18 protein-coding genes are annotated in these 18,995 nt (G+C 45.1%); 8 read left to right on the top strand and 10 right to left on the bottom strand.

From position 1 onward, the window contains the following. Positions 1 to 6 precede the first annotated feature (6 nt). From dxs to ACZ424_RS05585, 7 genes are all read right to left on the bottom strand, one after another. Entirely contained in the window at positions 7 to 1,863 is a 1,857-nt protein-coding gene (gene dxs, locus ACZ424_RS05615; protein ID WP_464904001.1) for a 1-deoxy-D-xylulose-5-phosphate synthase, read from the bottom strand. Between the two features lie 44 nt (positions 1,864 to 1,907). Then, positions 1,908 to 2,792, bottom strand: coding sequence for a polyprenyl synthetase family protein (locus ACZ424_RS05610; protein ID WP_464904000.1), 885 nt, complete (start codon positions 2,790 to 2,792; stop codon positions 1,908 to 1,910). 13 nt (positions 2,793 to 2,805) lie between these two features. Further along, complete coding sequence (gene plsY, locus ACZ424_RS05605; RefSeq protein ID WP_464903999.1) at positions 2,806 to 3,396, bottom strand: glycerol-3-phosphate 1-O-acyltransferase PlsY; 591 nt, start codon at positions 3,394 to 3,396, stop codon at positions 2,806 to 2,808. Position 3,397: 1 nt separating this feature from the next. Next, positions 3,398 to 3,919: a CDP-diacylglycerol--glycerol-3-phosphate 3-phosphatidyltransferase gene (gene pgsA / locus ACZ424_RS05600; RefSeq protein WP_464903998.1), complete on the bottom strand. Its 522-nt coding sequence runs from the start codon at positions 3,917 to 3,919 to the stop codon at positions 3,398 to 3,400. After that, on the bottom strand, positions 3,919 to 5,013 hold the full coding sequence (dnaN, locus tag ACZ424_RS05595; RefSeq protein ID WP_464903997.1) for a DNA polymerase III subunit beta: 1,095 nt from the start codon (positions 5,011 to 5,013) through the stop codon (positions 3,919 to 3,921). The genes pgsA and dnaN overlap by 1 nt, the downstream gene beginning before the upstream one ends. Before the next feature lie 238 nt (positions 5,014 to 5,251). Beyond that, positions 5,252 to 6,682: a chromosomal replication initiator protein DnaA gene (gene dnaA, locus ACZ424_RS05590; protein ID WP_464903996.1), complete on the bottom strand. Its 1,431-nt coding sequence runs from the start codon at positions 6,680 to 6,682 to the stop codon at positions 5,252 to 5,254. Next, on the bottom strand, positions 6,675 to 7,748 hold the full coding sequence (locus tag ACZ424_RS05585; protein ID WP_464903995.1) for a glycosyltransferase family 4 protein: 1,074 nt from the start codon (positions 7,746 to 7,748) through the stop codon (positions 6,675 to 6,677). The genes dnaA and ACZ424_RS05585 overlap by 8 nt, the downstream gene beginning before the upstream one ends. Positions 7,749 to 7,799: 51 nt before the next feature. On the opposite strand from ACZ424_RS05585, the gene ACZ424_RS05580 reads away from it, so the two are divergent. Beyond that, the gene (locus tag ACZ424_RS05580) at positions 7,800 to 9,500 is read left to right on the top strand and encodes a proline--tRNA ligase (protein ID WP_464903994.1); all 1,701 of its coding nucleotides are present in this window, start codon (positions 7,800 to 7,802) and stop codon (positions 9,498 to 9,500) included. A 111-nt stretch (positions 9,501 to 9,611) separates the two neighbouring features. Here ACZ424_RS05580 and ACZ424_RS05575 read toward each other — a convergent pair whose 3' ends face one another. Then, on the bottom strand, positions 9,612 to 9,767 hold the full coding sequence (locus ACZ424_RS05575; RefSeq protein WP_464903993.1) for a hypothetical protein: 156 nt from the start codon (positions 9,765 to 9,767) through the stop codon (positions 9,612 to 9,614). A 157-nt stretch (positions 9,768 to 9,924) separates the two neighbouring features. On the opposite strand from ACZ424_RS05575, the gene ACZ424_RS05570 reads away from it, so the two are divergent. Then, positions 9,925 to 10,746, top strand: a complete 822-nt coding sequence (locus ACZ424_RS05570) for a PD-(D/E)XK nuclease family protein (RefSeq protein ID WP_464903992.1) — start codon at positions 9,925 to 9,927, stop codon at positions 10,744 to 10,746. A gap of 61 nt (positions 10,747 to 10,807) precedes the next feature. Here the strand turns inward: ACZ424_RS05570 and dnaB are convergent, their stop codons facing one another. Both dnaB and trpE read right to left on the bottom strand, forming a co-directional pair. Then, on the bottom strand, positions 10,808 to 12,262 hold the full coding sequence (dnaB, locus tag ACZ424_RS05565; RefSeq protein WP_464903991.1) for a replicative DNA helicase: 1,455 nt from the start codon (positions 12,260 to 12,262) through the stop codon (positions 10,808 to 10,810). After that, entirely contained in the window at positions 12,259 to 13,734 is a 1,476-nt protein-coding gene (trpE, locus tag ACZ424_RS05560; protein WP_464903990.1) for an anthranilate synthase component I, read from the bottom strand. The genes dnaB and trpE overlap by 4 nt, the downstream gene beginning before the upstream one ends. Positions 13,735 to 13,827: 93 nt before the next feature. On the opposite strand from trpE, the gene queA reads away from it, so the two are divergent. Genes queA through ACZ424_RS05530 form a run of 6 tightly spaced genes read left to right on the top strand, consistent with a single transcriptional unit; the run spans position 13,828 to position 18,899 of the window. Next, entirely contained in the window at positions 13,828 to 14,859 is a 1,032-nt protein-coding gene (queA, locus tag ACZ424_RS05555) for a tRNA preQ1(34) S-adenosylmethionine ribosyltransferase-isomerase QueA (protein ID WP_464903989.1), read from the top strand. Continuing rightward, entirely contained in the window at positions 14,789 to 15,679 is an 891-nt protein-coding gene (locus ACZ424_RS05550) for a DUF3108 domain-containing protein (RefSeq protein ID WP_464903988.1), read from the top strand. Before queA ends, ACZ424_RS05550 begins: the two co-directional genes overlap by 71 nt. Beyond that, positions 15,679 to 16,122 (top strand): NUDIX domain-containing protein, encoded by a 444-nt coding sequence (locus tag ACZ424_RS05545; RefSeq protein WP_464903987.1) that lies wholly within the window; start codon positions 15,679 to 15,681, stop codon positions 16,120 to 16,122. Before ACZ424_RS05550 ends, ACZ424_RS05545 begins: the two co-directional genes overlap by 1 nt. Positions 16,123 to 16,130: 8 nt before the next feature. Further along, on the top strand, positions 16,131 to 17,537 hold the full coding sequence (gene glmU, locus ACZ424_RS05540) for a bifunctional UDP-N-acetylglucosamine diphosphorylase/glucosamine-1-phosphate N-acetyltransferase GlmU (RefSeq protein WP_464903986.1): 1,407 nt from the start codon (positions 16,131 to 16,133) through the stop codon (positions 17,535 to 17,537). Then, positions 17,512 to 18,288 carry an indole-3-glycerol phosphate synthase TrpC gene (gene trpC / locus ACZ424_RS05535; protein WP_464905216.1) on the top strand — a complete coding sequence of 259 codons (777 nt, stop codon included), beginning with the start codon at positions 17,512 to 17,514 and terminating at the stop codon, positions 18,286 to 18,288. Before glmU ends, trpC begins: the two co-directional genes overlap by 26 nt. Further along, positions 18,285 to 18,899: a redoxin domain-containing protein gene (locus ACZ424_RS05530; RefSeq protein WP_464903985.1), complete on the top strand. Its 615-nt coding sequence runs from the start codon at positions 18,285 to 18,287 to the stop codon at positions 18,897 to 18,899. Before trpC ends, ACZ424_RS05530 begins: the two co-directional genes overlap by 4 nt. Positions 18,900 to 18,995 lie beyond the last annotated feature (96 nt).

Genomic DNA, 18,995 nt, shown 5'->3' with positions numbered 1-18,995 from the left:
AAGATATTACTTGGTTTTACATGAAATTTTTGTCTTAACCTTAAGGTAAATGCTCTCAGAATCTAAACCGACTAACTTCCTCAACTCTTCTTGTTTTCCGTGTTCTACGAACTTATCCGGGATTCCAACGTTTATTACTCTTCCCTCATACCAGGGAGAAAGGAACTCGTCTACGGCTGAACCGAAACCTCCTTTTACAGTATTTTCCTCTACTGTGAAGATAATCGGGAACTTTTGGGCGAGTTTTTTGAGGAACTCCTCGTCCAGCGGTTTAACAAAACGAGCATTAACGACTGAAACGCTTATTTCCTCCTGCTCTAATCTTTTAGCAGCCTCAAGGGCTTGGTAGACAGGCCAGCCGGTTGCAAGGATTACAACGTCTTTTCCCTCCTTTAGAATTTCCCAGCTCCCTACCGGTATCTCCCTTAAAGGTTCCCTTATGGGAACTCCGTATCCCCTTCCCCGGGGGTAGCGAACTGCAAAGGGTTTATTAGACTTAATTGCGGTGTAGAGTAAGTGGCGGAGCTCCTCCTCGTCTTTAGGAGCTGCAACAACCATATTTGGAACTGCCCGCAGGTAGGAAAGGTCAAAGAGGCCGTGGTGTGTAGCTCCGTCCTCTCCAACTATTCCTGCCCTGTCTATGGCGAAAACAACGGGGAGCTCCTGAAGTGCAACGTCGTGGATTATCTGGTCGTAAGCTCTTTGGAGAAAAGTTGAGTAAATGGCAACGACAGGCTTTAGACCCTTCTTTGCAAGGCCTGCCGCAAATGTTACTGCGTGCTGTTCCGCTATTCCAACGTCAAAGTAGCGTTCCGGAAACTTCTCTCTAAACTTATCAAGGCCAGTTCCTGAAGGCATTGCCGCAGTAATTCCAATAACTCTTTCATCTTTTTCTGCTATTTCAATGAGGGTTTTTGAGAAAACCTCTGTATATGTAGGAATTTCTTTCTCTTCCGATTTTTTCTTTTTCGGTGAAATACTGTGATACTTTTCAGGCCTTTCTTCAGCCGGTCTGTAGCCTTTTCCCTTCTTAGTCAAGACGTGGACGAGCGTAGGTCCCTTCATCTTTGAAACGTTCTGAAGCGTGGTTATTAGGGTTGGGATGTCGTGGCCGTCTATGGGTCCAACGTAGCGGAAACCGAGCTCCTCAAAGAGCATTCCAGGAGGGAAAAGGCCTTTAACTATTAAATCTTCTACTCTTTTTAAACCTTTATAGACTTTCTCTCCAAAAATTTTTTTTGTTACCTGCTCTAACCTCTCTTTTGCTTTCCTTAGATTCTCCCCAGTTGTAAGTTTCGTTAAGTAATTTGAGATAGCCCCAATGTTCTTTGAAATTGACATCTCGTTGTCGTTAAGTATTACTATCAGGTCTTCTTTCAGCTGTCCGGCATTGTTTAGCCCTTCGTAGGCCTCTCCTGCTGTGAGAGCTCCATCCCCTACAACTGCAATTACGTAACCATCCTCTCCCCTTAACCGCTTTCCAACCTTTATTCCAAGGGCTGCGGAGATTGAGGTTGAGCTGTGGCCTGTTCCAAAGGCGTCGTAGACACTCTCCTTTATTGACGGAAAACCTGCTATCCCTCCAAGCTGCCTCAACGTGTGGAACTTGTTCTTTCTCCCCGTAAGGATTTTATAGGGGTAGGATTGGTGGCCAACGTCCCATACGATTTCGTCCTTTGGAGGGGAGAAGACCCTTAATAGGGCAATCGTCAGCTCAACGACTCCCAAAGAAGAGGCAAGGTGGCCTCCAGTCTCCTCAACAACGGAGATGATGAACTGGCGAATTTCTTCCGCAAGCTTTTTAAGTTCCTCTTCAGAGAGTTTTTTAACGTCCTCCGGAGTGTTTACTCTATCTAAAACCAAAAACTTCCCTCCAACTTCCAAGTTTAACGGTCAATAGTGAAAATTTAATACTCCCTTTCTACGATAAAACGGGCTATAGCCTCTAAGGGCTCTCTTTTCTCTTCAGGGAAAATCCTTAGGGCTTCAATAGCCTTATCTATCTCCTCCCTTGCCCTCTTCATAGAGCCCTCAATTCCGAAGAATGTAACGAAGGTGACTTTCCCCTTTTCAAGGTCTGAACCAACGTTCTTTCCGAGTTTCTCCTGATCGCCAACAACGTCTAAAACGTCGTCAACTATCTGGAAGGCGAGGCCGATGTGGTCTCCGTACTTTCTAAGAGATTCTACATCTTCAGAGCTCCCTCCGCCGGTAATCCCTCCAGAAACGACAGAGGCGGTTATAAGCCTTCCAGTTTTATGCCTGTGGATAAAGAGGAGCTCCTCCAAAGAAACGTCACTCCTCCCTTCGGCATCCAAGTCGCACTGCTGACCCAAGACCATTCCAAGCATTCCGGAAGCTTTTGAGATTTCAGATATAACCTGAACTTTCCTTTTACAGTCAAAGTTCCAGTCGGCTAAAACCTCAAAAGCCCTGTTTAGAAGGGCATCTCCTGCAAGGATAGCAGTTGCCTCTCCAAACTTCACCCAGGTTGTAGGGTGACCTCTCCTCAAAGTGTCGTTGTCCATTGCTGGTAGGTCGTCGTGGATGAGTGAGTAGGTATGAATCATCTCTATTGCGCATCCGGGAGTTATAGCGTCCTCTAATTTACCTCCGACGACTTCGCAGCCTGCCATGCAGAGAATCGGCCTTAGCCTTTTCCCTCCAACTGTTAAGGAATACTCAACTGCATCGTAGAGTTTCTTTCCGAACTCTGGTTTAGAAGGTAGGAACTTGAGAATTTCCCTATCTATCAGCTCTTTCCTCTCCTTTAGGTAAGCCTTTAAGTCCATACCTCTTCCCTGCCTAAGTGAACTTCTTCTCCTCTCCCTTTAAGAGCCTAACGATGTTGCTGTAGTGTTTAACAACTATAACAGCCGCAGTTAGTGATACAAGTATAAAGGATAGCCCCGACTTCCCCTCAAGAAACTTAAAAAGGAGAGGATAGGAGAGGGCAGCAGTTATTGAAGAGAGTGAAACGTAGCGGGTAAGAAAGAAAACCAAAAGGAAAACAAAGAAGGCAAGAAGTGTTAATTTTGGAGATATGACTAAAAAGGCGCCCAATCCCGTTGCAACCCCTTTGCCGCCTCTAAACTTCATAAAGGGAGAGAAGCAATGTCCTAAAACGGCAAACAGTCCGGAAAGGACTTGATACTCCTCAGGAAAACCTAAGAGCTTAATCGTTAAAACCGGGAGAGCTCCCTTTAGTGCATCAAGGAGAAGGACGAGAGCTCCGTACTTTTTCCCTAAAACCCGTGAGACGTTGGTCGCCCCTATGTTACCACTTCCGTAGTTTCTTACGTCAACCCCCTTCAGCCTGCCGATTACGTAACCAAAGGGAATGGAGCCGAGCAAGAAAGGAAGGAACGTGCAAAGGAAGATGAGCTTTAAGTCCATCTTAAATCTCCTTTAACTCTTTAAAGAAGCTGTAAAAGTAGAGAAACCCGGTGTAGAGAGCGACAAAGGCAGATGTTACGAGGAGGAGCTCCCCGTAGTAGGTAAACCCGGAAAGGAGAAGAACAACAGAAAACATTATCAGAGCCGTTTTCAGCTTTCCACCCTTGGAAGCGGGGATGACAATTCCCCTTGAAGCGGCTATCGCCCTCATTCCCGTTACAGCCTCCTCCCTCCCGACGATGGCTATAACTGAGTAAGGATCGCAAAGCTTAACGTAGGCAAGGGATATCAGAGTTGAAGAAGTTAAAAGCTTATCTGCAATCGGGTCAAGGAGAATCCCAAAACTGGTTACCGTTCCCTGCTTCCTTGCTGTGTAGCCGTCTAAAAAGTCCGTAACGGCTGAGACGATAAAGAAAACTAACGCCCAGCTATAAAACCCCTTAACGATAAATACGACTATAAAGGGAAGGAGAAGAATCCTAAATAGGGTTAAGAAGTTTGGAAGAGTCTTTACCCTTCCCATTAGACTCTCATAGGCATCACTACGTTTTTAAGGTTAGGCTCCTCGTCACTAACTATGAGAACCGGAGTCATCTCCTCTTTGAACTTCATAGTAACCGTTGAACCGTCAAAGGAGCTGATTGACTCAATCATGTGGATAATGTTGAAGTTAATGGTAAAGGGATCACCTGTGTAGTCTACGGGAATTGTAACCATAGCCTCGTCGGGAGATTCACCTTCAACGTTCCTTGCCTGAAGGGTAAGCCTTCCGGATTCAAGGTTAAATGAAACTGCCATAACCTCGTCTTTGTCAAAGATAATTGAGACCTCTTTAAGAGCTGAGAGGAGCTCCTCCCTGTCGGCGTTAACTACCGTCGGGTTGTCCTCGGGAATAACGGCAGTGTAGTCTGGATACTCGCCCTCTATGAGTGAAGTCCACATAACCGTATCGCCGCTACTGAAGTAGAGCTTGTTCCCCTGCTCTGCAACGGAGACCTCCTCACCCTCTCTGAGCACCTTTTTAAGCTCGCTGAAGGATTTTTTCGGAATAATAGCACTCAACCCTTGAGATGGGATAAAAACCTCGTAGAGAGCCAATCTGTGGCCGTCAGTGGCAACTACGTGGAGACGGTCACCAAGGGAACGGAGGAAAACACCCGTTAAAACGTATCTGGCCTCATCTTTACTGGTTGCGTAAGAGACCTTCCTAATTGCCTTATCTATCTCCTCTGACGGAAGGATTATAGGGTAGGAAGAAGGAATCTCTATCTCCGGGAACTCCTCCGGCGGGAGTGTAGCAAGGGAAAACCTTGAGTTAGCAGATTTAACTGTAAGCTTTGAGTCTGAAGTTTCAATGAGTATTTCATCGCCGGTAAGTGATGAAAAGAGCTTTGCAGCCTTGTTTGCATTAACTGTTACCTTCCCTTCTTCCTCAACTTCACACTCAACAACCGTAGAAACTCCTATTTCAAGGTTTGTAGCAGTCAGCCTCAAGACGTTGTCATCTGCCTCAAGCAAAATGTTAGAGAGAATCGGAATTGTTCCCCTTCTGTCGGCTGCAGAGGAAGCCAGTTTGACTGCATCGCGAGCTTTGAGTTTGCTGATCCTAATTTTCATTCTTTCTTCCTCCTTATTAGAGTATATATACAGTAATTACTATATATATACCGTAATAATAATAAGAGCGCACAATTTTTGTGCACTCTGAGTAAAAATCCTTGTGTAACTTTACTTTGAACCGAAAAAGTTATCCACATTATGTGGATAACTCCGGCAATTTTATGTGGATAACTGATGTGGATAACTTTTTTATGTGGATAACTTCTGAGAGCCGTTCTGAGTTATCCACAATTTTTTAGTTATCCACATAACTATCCACATAGTTATCCACAGTAGTGTGGATAACTTGGGCCGATCTTTCTACCGCTTCCTTTATGGCCATTTCCAACTGTTCTACTCTCTCTTTAAGCTCCTCGTCTTCTTTCAGGAGCTCTTCCACCTTCCTAACGGCGTGGATAACCGTAGTGTGGTCGTCCCTCTTAAAGGCCTCTGCTATTTGGGCATAAGGGTAGTTTCCAAGCCTTTTTGCTATGAACATCGCGATCTGTCTTGCAAAAGCTACCTTCTTTTTCCTGCTCGGGCTCTCTAAGAGTTCTACCGTTATTCCGAACTCTTTACTGACCATCTTCTTTATGATTTTCAGTGAAACTTCTTTTATCTTTCTCTCCCTTCTCTTTTCAGGGGTCTCTGCCGAGAAGAGCTCTTTTACCAGCTTCTCGTTTATCGGCCTTCCCTCTAAGGTTGCCTTGGCCTTCAGTTTGACCAGAGCTCCCTCAAGCTGTCTGATGTTTGACTTTATCATCGTTGCAAGGAGCTTTATGACTTTGTCGCTTACCTCTATTCTCTCTTCTTCAGCCTTCCTCTTTAAAATTGCGATCCTCGTTTCAAAGTCCGGCGGCTGAATGTCTGCAATTAACCCCCACTCAAACCTGCTTCTGAGCCTTTCTGTTAGCGTAGGTATATCTTTAGGGGGTCTGTCGCTTGTTAAAACTACCTGTTTCCCTGCGTCGTATAGAGCGTTAAATGTGTGGAAGAACTCTATCTGGGTTCTCTCCTTTCCACCTATAAACTGGATGTCGTCTATCAGGAGAACGTCTACGCTTCTATACTGCTCTCTGAACTTGTGAATGTTGTCGGACTTTAGAGCCTCTATCAGCTGGTTCATAAAGGTTTCCGTAGTTGTATAAACCACTTTTTTTGTTGGATCTTTCTTCAGAATGTAGTTCCCTATTGCCTGCATCAGGTGGGTTTTTCCCAGTCCTACTCCTCCGTAGATGAAGAGGGGGTTGTAGGCTTTACCGGGATTCTCCGCTACTGCCAGGGCGGCTGCGTGGGCAAACTGGTTGCTCGAACCGACTACAAAATTTTCAAAGGTGTATTTCGGGTTGAGGTTTGAGTTTATCTTTGATGGTTCTTGTAGAACTTCTTTTTCTCTCTTTTTCTTCTCTATTATCTGGAAAAGATCGGGCTGTTTAATGTTTTTAACCTCTTCGGGGGAGAGGAGTTCCACCTGAAGCTTTTTCCTAAAGGTCTTCTCTGCTACCTCTTCTAAGAGCTTTAAATACTGCTTTTCAAGAAGGCTCTTTACGACTTTATCCCGGGTTTTGAGCTTTATTTTATCCTCTGAGAGCTCTATGAGCTTAAGGTCTTTAAATAGGTTCTTGTAAAGTCCCGGTTTTACACGCTTCTTTATTTCCCCCAAAAAGGACTTAAACGCTTCAGCCACCCTTTGCCTCCCGGTAGAGCTCTACGTAAGAGTCTACCATTGCAGAAACTGAGAACTTGTTAAGAACAAGCCGAAAGGCGTTTTCCTTTAACTGTTCCTGTAGATTCTCATCTTTAAGTAGCCTTAAAATTCCTTCTGACAACGCTTTGGGGTTTTCCGGGGGAACAAGAATTCCCGTATACCCGTTTTTTACGGCTTCTACAGTTCCTCCAACTTGAGTTGCAACAACGGGAACTTTTAGTGCCATAGCTATCAGGAGGGAGCTCCCCAACCCTTCGTTCTTTGACGGAAGGACGAACAGGTCTAAAGCCTTTGTGTAGTTTGGAACGTCTCTTACGAAGCCGTAAAGGACGAACTTCCCTTTTAATCCCTTTTTCTCAATTAGCTTTTCTAAGTGTTTCCTTAACTTTCCCTCTCCGAAAACGACAAACTTTGCCGAGGGGAGCTCCTTCAAAATCAACTCTGCTGCGGCGATAAAGTTGGGAATGTCTTTCTGCTCCGTTAATGCTGCAAGTGTTCCAATTAGGGGTTTTCCGCCGAGTTTTTCCTTTATTTCCTGAACTTTTTTTAGGTTAAGTTCTCTTTTAACCTCCTTAACGTCTACAGCAGAGGGAATTACAGTTATTTTTCCTCTGATGAAGGGGAGCTCCTTCTCTAAAATTTCCTTAACAGCTTCTGAGATTGCAACAACTCTGTCTGTCAGCCTGTATTTAAGCCTCGTAACGGCGTTCTTCTTTGGTGTATAGTCAACCCGCCTTGTATAAACAATAGGCTTTTTATGGAATTTCTTTGATAGAGCTGAAATAGTGTGTGCCTTTGCAGAGTGGGCGTGGACTATGTCAAACCTTTTTCCTACTACTCCCAATCTTAAGCAGTCTGAGGTTTGGTTTCCTTTTAAGGGAATAACCTCTATTCCCTCTTCTCTACACCTCTTTTCAAGTTCCTCTCCTACTCTACAGCTAACTGCCTGTTTAAATCCCTTTTCCTTTAAACCCTTAACCAGGTAGAGGAGTTGCTGCTCTCCTCCCCGCCAGCCTCTCTCTGTGTCAACGTGTAGAATTCTCATGACTCACCGGATAACTTATTTTCTGTACAGAGTCAAAATTTTGGAGGAGAGATGAGGTTTTCAAGGGCGTTCATCCCTACGAAGAAGGAGAGCCCTGCAGACGCCGAAATTCCCAGCCACAAGCTCCTGATAAGGGCAGGTTTTATAAGGAAGGTAGCCTCTGGCCTTTACGACATACTTCCTCTGGGAGCTCTCGTCATAAGGAAGATTGAGAGGATTGTTAGAGAAGAGATGGACAAGTCAGGGGCTCAGGAGGTAATCCTTCCGATTATGCACCCGGCGGAGCTCTGGATAGAGAGTGGAAGGTGGGACGTTTATGGGAAGGAGATGGTTAAGTTTCAAGACCGCCACGGAAGGGACTACTCATTGGCTCCAACGGCAGAAGAGGTGATAACAGACCTCGTTAGGAAAGAGGTTCGCTCCTACAAAGACCTTCCACTGAACCTCTATCAGATAGGGAGAAAGTTTAGGGATGAGATAAGGCCGAGGTTCGGCCTCATGAGGGCGAGGGAGTTCATAATGAAGGACGCCTACTCCTTCCACGCCTCAGACGAGGACGCAGAGAGGGAATACTGGAACATGTACGAGACCTACAGCCGAATATTTGAGAGGATGGGGCTTGAGTTTAAGGCAGTAGAGGCAGATACAGGAGAGATTGGAGGTAAGTTCTCCCACGAGTTTATGGTCATTGCAGATACGGGGGAAGGAAAGCTCGTTTACTGTGAGAAGTGCGGATACGCTGCAAGCACGGAGAAGGCAGAGCAGCTAAAGCCTGAAGTTCCTGAGAACAGAGAGGAGCTCTTTAAACCTGTTGAGAAAGTTCACACCCCAAACGTTAAGAGGATTGAGGAAGTTTCCCGGTTCTTAGGAGTTCCTCAGGAGAACATTCTGAAACTCCTAATCTACGTTGTTGACGGAGAGCCCGTTGCAGTTGCCATAAGGGGAGACAGGGAAGTTGAAGAGACAAAACTTAAGCAGGTCTTTAGGGGAAAAGATGTCCGCCTTGCAACAGACGAGGAGATAGAGAAGTTTACAGGCCAGCCTAAAGGTTTCCTCTCTCCGATTGGGCTGGGTATACCCGTTTACGCCGATTACTCAGTTATTCCTATGGTTAACTTTGTTGCAGGAGGTGGAGAGAGGGACTACCACCTTAAAAACGTAAACTGGGGAAGGGACTTTGAAGTTGAGGAGTTTATAGATGTTGCAGAAGTTAGAGGAGGAGACCCCTGCCCGAAGTGTGGAGCTCCCCTAACGGAGAAGAGGGGAATTGAGGTTGGTCACATCTTTAAGCTTGGAACGAGGTACAGTGAGGCGATGGGAGCTCTCTTTGTTGACGAAAACGGAGAGGAAAAGCCTATAGTTATGGGTTGTTACGGCATAGGAATAACGAGGGTTATGGCTGCAGCAGTTGAGCAGAACCACGATGAGAACGGAATAATCTGGCCTGTAGAGATTGCCCCCTTTGAGGTTATCGTTATACCTGTAAACGTTAAGAACGAGGAGATTAGGAGCGTTGCAGAGAGGGTTTATAGGGAGCTCCGGTCTGCCGGATTTGACGTTCTTATAGACGACAGAAACGCCCGCCCCGGCTTTAAGTTTAAAGACGCAGACCTTATAGGAATTCCCTATCAAGTAATAGTTGGGAAGAGAGCTTCAGAAGGTATAGTTGAGCTGAAAGAGAGAAAGACCGGAGAAAGAAAGGAAGTTAAAGTTGATGAAGTTTTAGAAACTTTTAAAAAATTAGTTGAGTGACCTCGCTTCTCCTCTAACTTCTTTCCAATCAAAGTGCAGGGTTATGTAGGGGTCAAATTCCTCAAGACAGTCGTATAAAACATCGGCTACTTTATCGGTTAGCTTCCAAGTTTAAGGTAAGTCTGTATAAACGATAAAGCTGATATCGGCTCCACTCTCGGTTTCATTAGAGAGGTCAAGTTTTACGTGCTCTTTTAATTCGGGAATGGACTCTATGCACTCAATTGCTTTTTTGAGCATGTCAAGTTTCGTAGTCAGTTTAATCATGTTTAGGTAGAAATTCCTTTCCTTAAATACTTGTTTTGATGTTTTCCATTTTGTTTGTTGTCTCCCTGAAGTATGGTAGTTTGTAAACGTTTCCTTTCATTCGGTTCTCCGTGCTAATATATTAAACACATCAATTTTAGCTGGTAACGGGCGTTTGATGATAAGCTACGAAAAAGTTGTCTCTTTAGCTCACTTAAGGCCTTGGTCTTTCTCTAAGGTTCAGAAAGCTAAGAAGTGTCAGTATGAGTTCTTCTTCAGATACGTTGAAAGGATTGAACCTCTAACGAGGGCGGACTTTTTAATCCTTGGCAGCGGCGTCCATTTCGTTTTGGAGAACGCCCTTAATACGGTTTTTAAAGAGGGAAGACCTATAAAGAAGGAGCTCCTTTCAGACTTTGCCGTTAGGTTTAAGGAGATGGAGCCGGATGCAGATCTTTCCCAGATAACCCCTTTCTTTCCTAACATCGCTAAGTTTGTGAACGGACAGCTTCGGAGGGTTGAGAGGAGTTCTTTAGTAGCTTCAGAGATTGAGTTGGCAGTTGATAGAGACTTTAACCCGGTTGACTACTCTTCAGAAGACGTTTTCCTGAGGGGGAAGCTTGACTTTATTTTCTCTAAGGAAAACACTCTTTACATCGTTGACCACAAAACCAGTAGGAGCTGGGAGTTTAACAACAAGATTAAGACTCAGCTTCGCTGGTATGCGCTCCTTGCAAGTGGTAAGTTTCCGCAGTTTGAGAGGTTTGCCTTAGAGGTTCACAACGTCAGGTATGGAACTGTAAACAGAGTTATCTTTAACCTAAAAGAGCTTGAGCTTTTTAAGGAGAACCTGATTCCCAAGATTTCCTCTGTTGAGGAGGAGCTCAAGGGAAGGAGTTTTGAGGAGCTCTCTCCTAACCCTTCAGAGTTTAATTGCAGGTGGTGTGAGTATAGGCACATTTGTCCCTTAATAGAGGAAGAAAATGGAGAAGGAAAATAAAGGATCGTTCTTTTCAGAATAACAGAGAGCACAGGCGAAATAGCTGAAACTCTGAAAGAATCTAAAACTGAAAGAGCTCATCGTCTCCAAAGGTGAAGTCGTCTTCAGGTGGGGAGCTCTCTTCCTCAAAGACAGGCGGTTGAACTTCCTCTTCTGCTGTTTTCTCCTCAGAGGTTTCAGTTTTTACAAGGTTAGGATCGGGGTTTTCAAACCTCGTTAGGTCTTTAATGAAGGCAAGCTTAACGGGTCCTGTCGGGCCGTTCCTCTGCTTCGCAATGATAATTTCGGCTATTCCCTCCTCTTCAGGGTCTGGGTTCTTCTTGTAGAACTCCGGCCTGTGGATAAACATAACGATGTCGGCATCTTGCTCAAGTGAACCGGATTCCCGAAGGTCTGAGAGCTGAGGCCTTTTGTCGGCCCTGTGTTCAACCTGTCTGGAGAGCTGAGAGAGAGCTATTACCGGAACGTTTAGCTCTTTTGCTAAGGCCTTTAGCGACCTTGAGATTTCAGAGACTTCCTGCTGACGGCTCTCTGTTCTCTTTATTCCCCTCATAAGCTGGAGGTAGTCAACGACTATTAGGTCTAAGCCCCGTTCACTCTGGAGCCTCCTGGCCTTTGCCCTCATCTCAAGGATTGAGATTCCCGGAGTATCGTCTATGTATAGGGGAGATTGTGAAATCCTGTCTGCTGCCTCTACTAAGAGCTCTATCTCCTGAGGCTTTAAGAATCCGCTCCTTATCCTGTGGAGAGGAACCATTGCGTCCTGGGCTAAGAGCCTCGTTATAAGCTGTTCTTTCGTCATCTCTAATGAGAAGAAGGCAACGGTTTTTCCTTCCTTTACTGCTACGTTGTAGGCAATTGAGAGGGCGAATGCAGTTTTACCCATAGATGGCCTTGCTGCAAGGATTATTAGGTCTGAAGGCTGAAGTCCCGAGGTCATCTGGTCAAGCTGGAAGAAGCCTGTCGGGAGGCCGGTTACCATCTCACGGCGGGTTGCAAGCTCCTCTATCTGGCCAATTATGTTGGGAATAACCTCTCCAACGTGGATGAGTGAGTTTGTTATTCTGTCCTCTGAGAGGGAGAAGACCTCTTTCTCTAGCGTCTCTATCAGGAGGTCTGGGTCTGGGGTCTGTTCTACGAGCTCGTTTATCCTCTTTCCAAGGTCAACTACTTTCCTTAAAAGAGCCTTGTCCTTTACGACTTTACAGGCAGACTCAAACTTATCTTGGCTCTCAAGGGCGTATTCAACCAGCATAGAGAGGTAATCCTCTCCTCCAACCTTTTCAAGGAGTCCTCTTTTCTGGAGCTCGTCCTTGTAGGAGATCTCGTTGAGCTGCTTTTCTGTGTGGCCTTCAGCTATTAGGTCTCTAACGAACCTGAAAAAGTTCCTGTGTTCAGCCTTAAAGAAATCTTCAGGGGAGAGGAGCTCCACTCCCCGAAAGGCAAATGAGGGCTGGACGATTATCGTTCCAAGGACTGAGTACTCGGCCTCAAGGTCAAAGAGCTTCTCGCTCAACGTAAGCCTCCCTCTGCCATTTCAACTGCCCTGAAGAGAGCTCTCGCCTTGTTCAGGGTTTCCTTAGCTTCAAGCTCCGGGATTGAGTCTGCAACGATGCCCGCTCCCGCCTGAACGTAGACTTTGTTCCTCCTTACTATTGCCGTTCTTATCGCAATTGCTGTATCCATGTTTCCGTCAAAGGAGAAGTAGCCGACGGCTCCGGCGTAGACTCCCCTCTCAGAGGGCTCCATCTCGTCTATTATCTCCATTGCCCTTACCTTCGGAGCTCCCGAAACTGTCCCGGCAGGGAAACAAGCCCTTAAAACGTCAAAGGCGTCTCTGTTCTCTTGGAGCTCCCCAACAACGTTTGAAACTATATGCATAACGTGGGAGTACCTCTCTATAACCATAAGGTCTGTAACCTTTACGCTTCCGACTTTTGCAACCCTTCCGACGTCGTTCCTTGCAAGGTCTACAAGCATAATGTGTTCCGCCTTCTCCTTCTCGTCTGAAAGGAGCTCCCTCTCAAGGGCTAAGTCTTCCTCTTTCGTCCTTCCCCTTCTCCTGGTTCCGGCTATCGGCCGCGTCTCAATTAACCCGTTTTCAACCCTTACTAAGACTTCAGGTGATGCTCCAACTATCTGAAAGTCCTTGTAGTCTAAGAAGTACATGTATGGAGAAGGGTTAACGTGGCGGAGAGCTCTGTAGAGGGTAAGAGGGTCTGAGTAGAAGGGCTTTTCAAACCGTCTTGAGAGAACTACCTGAATAATGTCTCCAGCCCTTATGTATTCCTTTGCCCTCTCAACCATCTCCATAAACTCTTTGTCTGGAACGTTTGTCTCCCAATTGGAAGAGGACTTAACTGCCCCAACTTCCGGGAGTTTTGAGGGAGTTTTAAGGAGCTCCTCTATCCTCTCAAGCCTTTCCTTTGCTCTTCTATACTCGTTCTCAACCTCTCCTTTCTCCGTAAAGGCAAAGGAGATGGCCGTTATCAGGTGGTTAACATTGTCAAAGATGACTAACGCCTCTGGAAGTGAGAAGACCATGTCGTATAGGTGAGAGTCTTCCTTGTTTAGGTTAACGTTTACTCTTGGCTCAAAGAACTTAACGGCGTCGTAGGCAAGGTATCCGAAGAAGCCTCCCCACAGTTTTGGAAGGTTTCCCGGGTTGTAGGGTTTTACAGAGTTAAAGACGGACTTAAGGAGCTCCAGCGGGTCTTCAACCTTTTCAACCCTTATCCTTCCCAGCCTGTTGATTTCTCCAAACCTCTCTTTAGACTTTACAGTTATCAGCCTTCCGATTCCAATCACTGAGAACCTTCCCCACTTCTCTCCTCCTTCAACGCTCTCAAGGAGCATGTTTGCCTTGAGCTCCTTTAGTTTGAGGAAGGCAGAAAGTGGAGTATCAAGGTCTGCCAGGAACTGAACAGAGAGTGGAAACAGGTTAAAACCTTTGTTGCTTAGTTCCTTGACTTCGTTTAGAGTTATCATTACTCCAACCCCGTTTGTGTGTGAATAGAACTTATACCAAGTTTGCCTCTCTTTCAGCCTATATTCTCAGTTGAAACTTTTTAAGGAGACATAGTGAAGGTCAGTGAGTTTGACTACCACCTACCGAAAGAGCTGATTGCAAAGTTTCCCGTTGAGCCCAGGGACTCTGCAAAGCTCTTAGTTTTAAACAGGAGAACCGGAGAGATAGAACACAGGATATTTAGAGACATAGTTGACTACCTCAATCCCGGAGACCTTCTTGTCATTAACGACACTAAGGTAATTCCGGCAAGGCTCTTTGGAAGGCTTGAAACTGGTGGAAGGGTAGAGGTTCTTTTAGTCCGTCAGGTTGAGCCAGATCTTTGGGAAGTTATGGCAAGGCCTGCAAGGAAGTTGAAGGAGGGAAAGAGGGTAATTTTTGATGGGGAGCTCTCTGCAACCGTCAAGGGTTACTCTGGAGAGGGAAAGAGGCTTTTAGAGTTTCAGCTAAAAGGTGAAAAAAGCTTTATGGAGAAGCTCTCTGAGATAGGCCATGTTCCACTTCCACCCTACATAGAGAGGGAGGAGAGGCCGGAAGATAGGGTTAAGTACCAAACGGTCTTTGCAAGGAAAGAGGGAGCAGTTGCCGCTCCAACTGCAGGTTTGCACTTTACGGAGGAGCTCCTTCAAAAACTTAAAGATAAGGGCATTATAATAAAACCTGTAACACTACACGTTGGCCCCGGAACCTTTAAGCCTGTTAAGGTTGAGAACGTTGAAGACCACAAGATGGACTACGAAACTTACTCTGTTCCTGAAGAGACCGCCGTGGCGATAGAGGAGGTTAGAAAACGGGGAAGTAGAGTTGTAGCAGTTGGAACTACTGTAGTTAGGACTTTAGAGAGTGCAGCCAGAGATAGGGGAACAGTTGAGCCGGGAGAGGGAAGGACTAACCTGTTCATATACCCAGGCTACAGCTTTAAGGTTGTTGACGCCCTCATTACAAACTTCCACCTTCCCCGGTCAACACTACTGATGCTTGTTAGCGCATTTGCAGGAAAGGAGAGAGTTCTCAATGCTTACAGAGAAGCTGTTAAAAAAGGTTATCGCTTTTACAGTTACGGTGACGCTATGTTTATCTATTAACTCCTTCGCCGGGTATAAGCCGGAGCTCCTCATCTCAAAAAAAACCTCAAGCTACGACTTTGCCGGCGAGGAGATAAAGTTTCGCCTCTATTGGACCATATTCCACGTTGCAGACTCAAAGTCAAAAGTTGTTAGGTTAGATAAGAACAGAATAAAGCTCTGGGGGAAAGTTTCAACTGCTGGAGTTGCCTCTTGGTTTAAGAAGATCTCAGATGAAGGCTACTCAATCTGGAACGAAAAGACCCTGTGTCCCGAGAAGACATACCTCTTCCAGTACGAAGGGCACTACAAAAGGGAAAAGGTCTACACCTACGACTTAAAAAATAGGATTGTTAAGTACGAGAAAGTTCACCCAGATAGTAAGAGAGTTCAGGTTAAATACATAAAAATTCCCTTCATTCCATTTGAAGACATAGCAACTGCCGTTTACTTTTTCAGACGCTACGGAATCTTTGAGGTTGGAAAAGAGACCGTTTTTCCCCTGTTTGCCGGAGGGAAGTTTCAGAACGTTAGCTTTAAAGTAGTTTCAAAAGAAAAAATAGATACTCTCTTCGGGAAGATGGAAGCTTTTAAAGTTATTCCCTCAAACAACCTTTCTCCTGAGGGAGCTTTTCAGAGGAAAGGAAAGGTCGTTTTCTGGTTCTCTGCAGACGAGAGACACTTGCCTTTAAAGGTCGTTGCAGAGGTTGCAATCGGTAACGTAAGTGCCGTTTTAGTTGATGCCAAGGGAAAGGGTTTTGACCTGAGGAAAGACTACGAGAAAAAGAAGAAGAAGAGCCTATTTGAGAAGTTCATAACCGGAGAGTATGGAGGCGAGTAATGGCCTTTAAACCTGAAACTCCTTACCTGACAGTAGACGGAATTATTAACCTTCAGGACGATAAGGGAAAATTTAGAGGAATCGTTCTAATAGAGAGAAAGTATCCGCCTTTAGGGTTTGCAATTCCCGGAGGTTTCGTTGAGGTCGGAGAGACCGTTGAAGAGGCAGTTATCAGGGAGATGAAAGAGGAGACCGGTTTAGACGTTGTTATCTTGAGGCAGTTTAGAGTTTACTCAGATCCTAATAGAGACCCGAGATTTCACACGGTTTCCGTTGTCTTTGAGTGTGTCGCAAAGGGAGAGCCTAAAGGTTCAGACGACGCAAAGGTTGCAAGGGTTTTCGGCTACGACGAGATACCCTTTGAGAAACTCGTTTTTGACCACTCAAAGATTTTAAGAGATTACCTAAACGATGTTAACACCGTTTTTAAGAACAAGGTTTAGGAGGAAAGGTGGGGTTTAAAGCGGTTATACTGGCTGCCGGTAAAGGGACGAGGTTTAAGTCAGACCTTCCGAAAGTTCTCCATAAACTCCTTGGAAAGCCTATGCTCTGGTATGTTGTAAAAGCTGCAAAAGAGGCCGGAGCCGAAGAGGTAGTGATTGTCGTTGGCCACAGAAAAGAGTTAGTTGAGGAGTTTTTAAAACAGGAGTTCCCGGACGTTAAAGTGGCAGTTCAGGAGGAGCAGTTAGGGACGGGACACGCCGTAAAGAGTGCTTCCGGATACTTTAAAAGCTATTCGGGAAAGGTGGTTGTTCTAAACGGAGACGCGCCCCTTGTTAAAAGTGAAGACATTAAGAGACTTGCAGAAACTCCCGGAGATATGGTGGTTTTAACTGTGAGAGCTCCCGACCCAACTGGCTACGGAAGGGTAGTTAGGGACGGAAATGAAGTTCTCTACATAGTAGAGGAGAAAGACGCAACCCCTGAAGAGAAGAAGATAGACGAGGTTAACACCGGAATTTACGCCTTTGACCCTGAAAAGCTCGTTGAAGCCCTTGATGAAATAAAGAACGACAACGCTCAAGGAGAATACTACCTTCCGGATGTTTTAAGGATCTTTAAGGAGAAGGGTTACTCCGTAGTTCCCGTTGAGGCTTTAGACTTTTCCTCTGTTATGGGTGTTAACAACAGGTATGAGCTCTCTATCGCCGAGAGGGTTTTGAGGGATAGGATTATAAAGAAGCTCTCCCTCTCCGGCGTAACCTTCCACAACCCAGATTCTGTCTACATAGAGCCTGAGGTAACTGTCGGAAGGGACACAGAGATATGCGGCCCCGTTTACTTAAGGGGAGAGACAAAGATAGGAGAGAACTGTTACGTAGGGCCTTTCTCAGACATAAAAGACTCTAAAATTGGAAACGGAGTTACAGTTGAGAGCCACTGCTGGATTAGGGGAGCTCTCCTTAAAGACGCCTCGTCAGTCGGTCCGTTTGCGAAGCTAAGACCCGGAACCGTTTTAGACGAAGAAGCAAAAATTGGAACTTTTGTTGAGACGAAGAAAGCTCACTTAGAGAGGGGAGCAAAGGCTAACCACCTTACCTACTTGGGGGACTGCAGGGTAGGAGAGAACACAAACATCGGCGCTGGAACGATAACCTGCAACTATGACGGATTCAACAAGTGGTTTACAGATATAGGGAAAAACGTTTTTGTAGGCAGTAACACCCTCTTTGTCGCTCCCGTAAAGATTGGAGACGGTTCAATAACCGCGGCAGGTTCGGTTATAACGAAAGATGTTCCGGAAAACACACTTGCAATAGCCAGGGCTAAGCAGGTAAATTACGAAGGCAAAGCCGAATCTGTGAGAGAGAAGCTCAGAAAGAGGAAGAATGATGGACATTCTAAGGGAAATAGTTGAGTATAAAAAGAGGGAGCTTTCAGAGAAAAAGCCTAAGTTCAACCTTAACGTCTTAAGGGAAGAGGCAGAAAAGCTTAAAGTTCCATACAGCTTTAAGGAGGCTATTTCTGGAAAAGGAATAAACATTATTGCAGAGGTTAAGAAGGCGTCGCCTTCAAAGGGAGTAATAAAAAAAGATTTCAACCCCGTTGAGATAGCAAAGGCCTACGAGAGAGGCGGAGCTAAGGCCATATCTGTTCTTACAGACGAAAAGTTCTTCCAAGGCTCTCCCTTCTATCTAAGGCAGGTTTCAGAGGCGGTAAAACTCCCAGTCCTTAGAAAAGACTTTATCATAGATGAGTTTCAGATATACGGAGCAAAAGCTCTTGGGGCGTCTTCCTTTCTTCTCATAGTTTCAATCCTTTCAGACTATCAACTTAAAGACTTCATTGACCTTGGAAGAGAGCTTGGAATGGAGCCTTTGGTTGAGACCCACACGGCTGAAGAGGTTGAGAGAGCTCTCAAGGCCGGAGCAGAAATTATAGGAGTGAACAACCGAAACCTTAAAACCTTTACAGTTTCACTCTCAACAACTCTGAACTTGCTACCGTTAATAAAGTCTGAAGGAAAGTTGGCCGTCTCTGAAAGCGGGATTAGAGGAAAACAGGATTTAGTTATGTTAAAGGAAGCGGGAGTTGATTCCTTTTTAATAGGTGAAACCCTAATGAGGAGCGAAAATCCGGAACTCCTTCTAAAGGAGTGGTTGTCTTGAGGAAGTTTACCTCTATTTTCCTTTTAACATTGATGGTTTCTCCAAATGCTCTTGCGGACTGGTATATTCTTCTTCCAAAAAGAAATCCTCCAAAGCAAAATAGAAAAATCCCTAATAATGTTCCTATTCCCAAGCTTAAAGGGAAAAATATAAAGCCTAAACCATACTCTGTTGAAGTTCAGAAAGTCCTTGCTCCGTCTTTCTCTGTTCCTACAAAGGAAGGGAAGATAAAGAAGAAAGACCTTGAAGGGAAAAACGTTGTGATATTTTTTGTTAACTCCTTCTTTTCTCCGTTTACAGAGAGTTTGGTTTCTCGTTTAGAAGAACTTAATGATAAAAAAACTGTCTTTATCGTTGTAAGTGTAAACGATGCCGATTTCTCATCTGTAGAAACATTTAAAAAACTTATGGGTGTAAAGAGAACGATCGTAACGGCAGACAGTTATCTTTTCTACCAGTTTAAGACCAGACTGAAAAAACTGAAAGTTCCATCTGTGGTTTTAATAGACAGGTTCGGCTTTATCAGGTTTTTCTCTCCTGACATAGAAGGAACAAGCGTAGCTCGTATTAGTGAAGAACTTTCGGGAATACTGACTTCCCTAAAAGGATAATTCCATCTATTAAAAGTCAAATATTTTTAGAACGCTCCAGTTGAAATACCTTACAGTGACGTAGGATGCTACAGCCCAGATAAAGTTTTCTCTGCT

It is taken from the genome of Thermovibrio ruber (assembly GCF_055380895.1).
This window is presented reverse-complemented; position numbering and strand designations above follow the sequence as displayed.

Excerpts from the sequence above, each read along its gene's own strand:
- ACZ424_RS05610 (WP_464904000.1), bottom strand. The coding sequence starts at position 2,792 with ATGGACTTAAAGGCTTACCTAAAGGAGAGGAAAGAGCTGATAGATAGG.
- plsY (WP_464903999.1), bottom strand. The coding sequence starts at position 3,396 with ATGGACTTAAAGCTCATCTTCCTTTGCACGTTCCTTCCTTTCTTGCTC.
- pgsA (WP_464903998.1), bottom strand. The coding sequence starts at position 3,919 with ATGGGAAGGGTAAAGACTCTTCCAAACTTCTTAACCCTATTTAGGATT.
- dnaN (WP_464903997.1), bottom strand. The coding sequence starts at position 5,013 with ATGAAAATTAGGATCAGCAAACTCAAAGCTCGCGATGCAGTCAAACTG.
- ACZ424_RS05585 (WP_464903995.1), bottom strand. The coding sequence starts at position 7,748 with ATGAGAATTCTACACGTTGACACAGAGAGAGGCTGGCGGGGAGGAGAG.
- ACZ424_RS05580 (WP_464903994.1), top strand. The coding sequence starts at position 7,800 with ATGAGGTTTTCAAGGGCGTTCATCCCTACGAAGAAGGAGAGCCCTGCA.
- ACZ424_RS05575 (WP_464903993.1), bottom strand. The coding sequence starts at position 9,767 with ATGATTAAACTGACTACGAAACTTGACATGCTCAAAAAAGCAATTGAG.
- ACZ424_RS05570 (WP_464903992.1), top strand. The coding sequence starts at position 9,925 with ATGATAAGCTACGAAAAAGTTGTCTCTTTAGCTCACTTAAGGCCTTGG.
- trpE (WP_464903990.1), bottom strand. The coding sequence starts at position 13,734 with ATGATAACTCTAAACGAAGTCAAGGAACTAAGCAACAAAGGTTTTAAC.
- ACZ424_RS05550 (WP_464903988.1), top strand. The coding sequence starts at position 14,789 with ATGCTTACAGAGAAGCTGTTAAAAAAGGTTATCGCTTTTACAGTTACG.
- ACZ424_RS05545 (WP_464903987.1), top strand. The coding sequence starts at position 15,679 with ATGGCCTTTAAACCTGAAACTCCTTACCTGACAGTAGACGGAATTATT.
- trpC (WP_464905216.1), top strand. The coding sequence starts at position 17,512 with ATGGACATTCTAAGGGAAATAGTTGAGTATAAAAAGAGGGAGCTTTCA.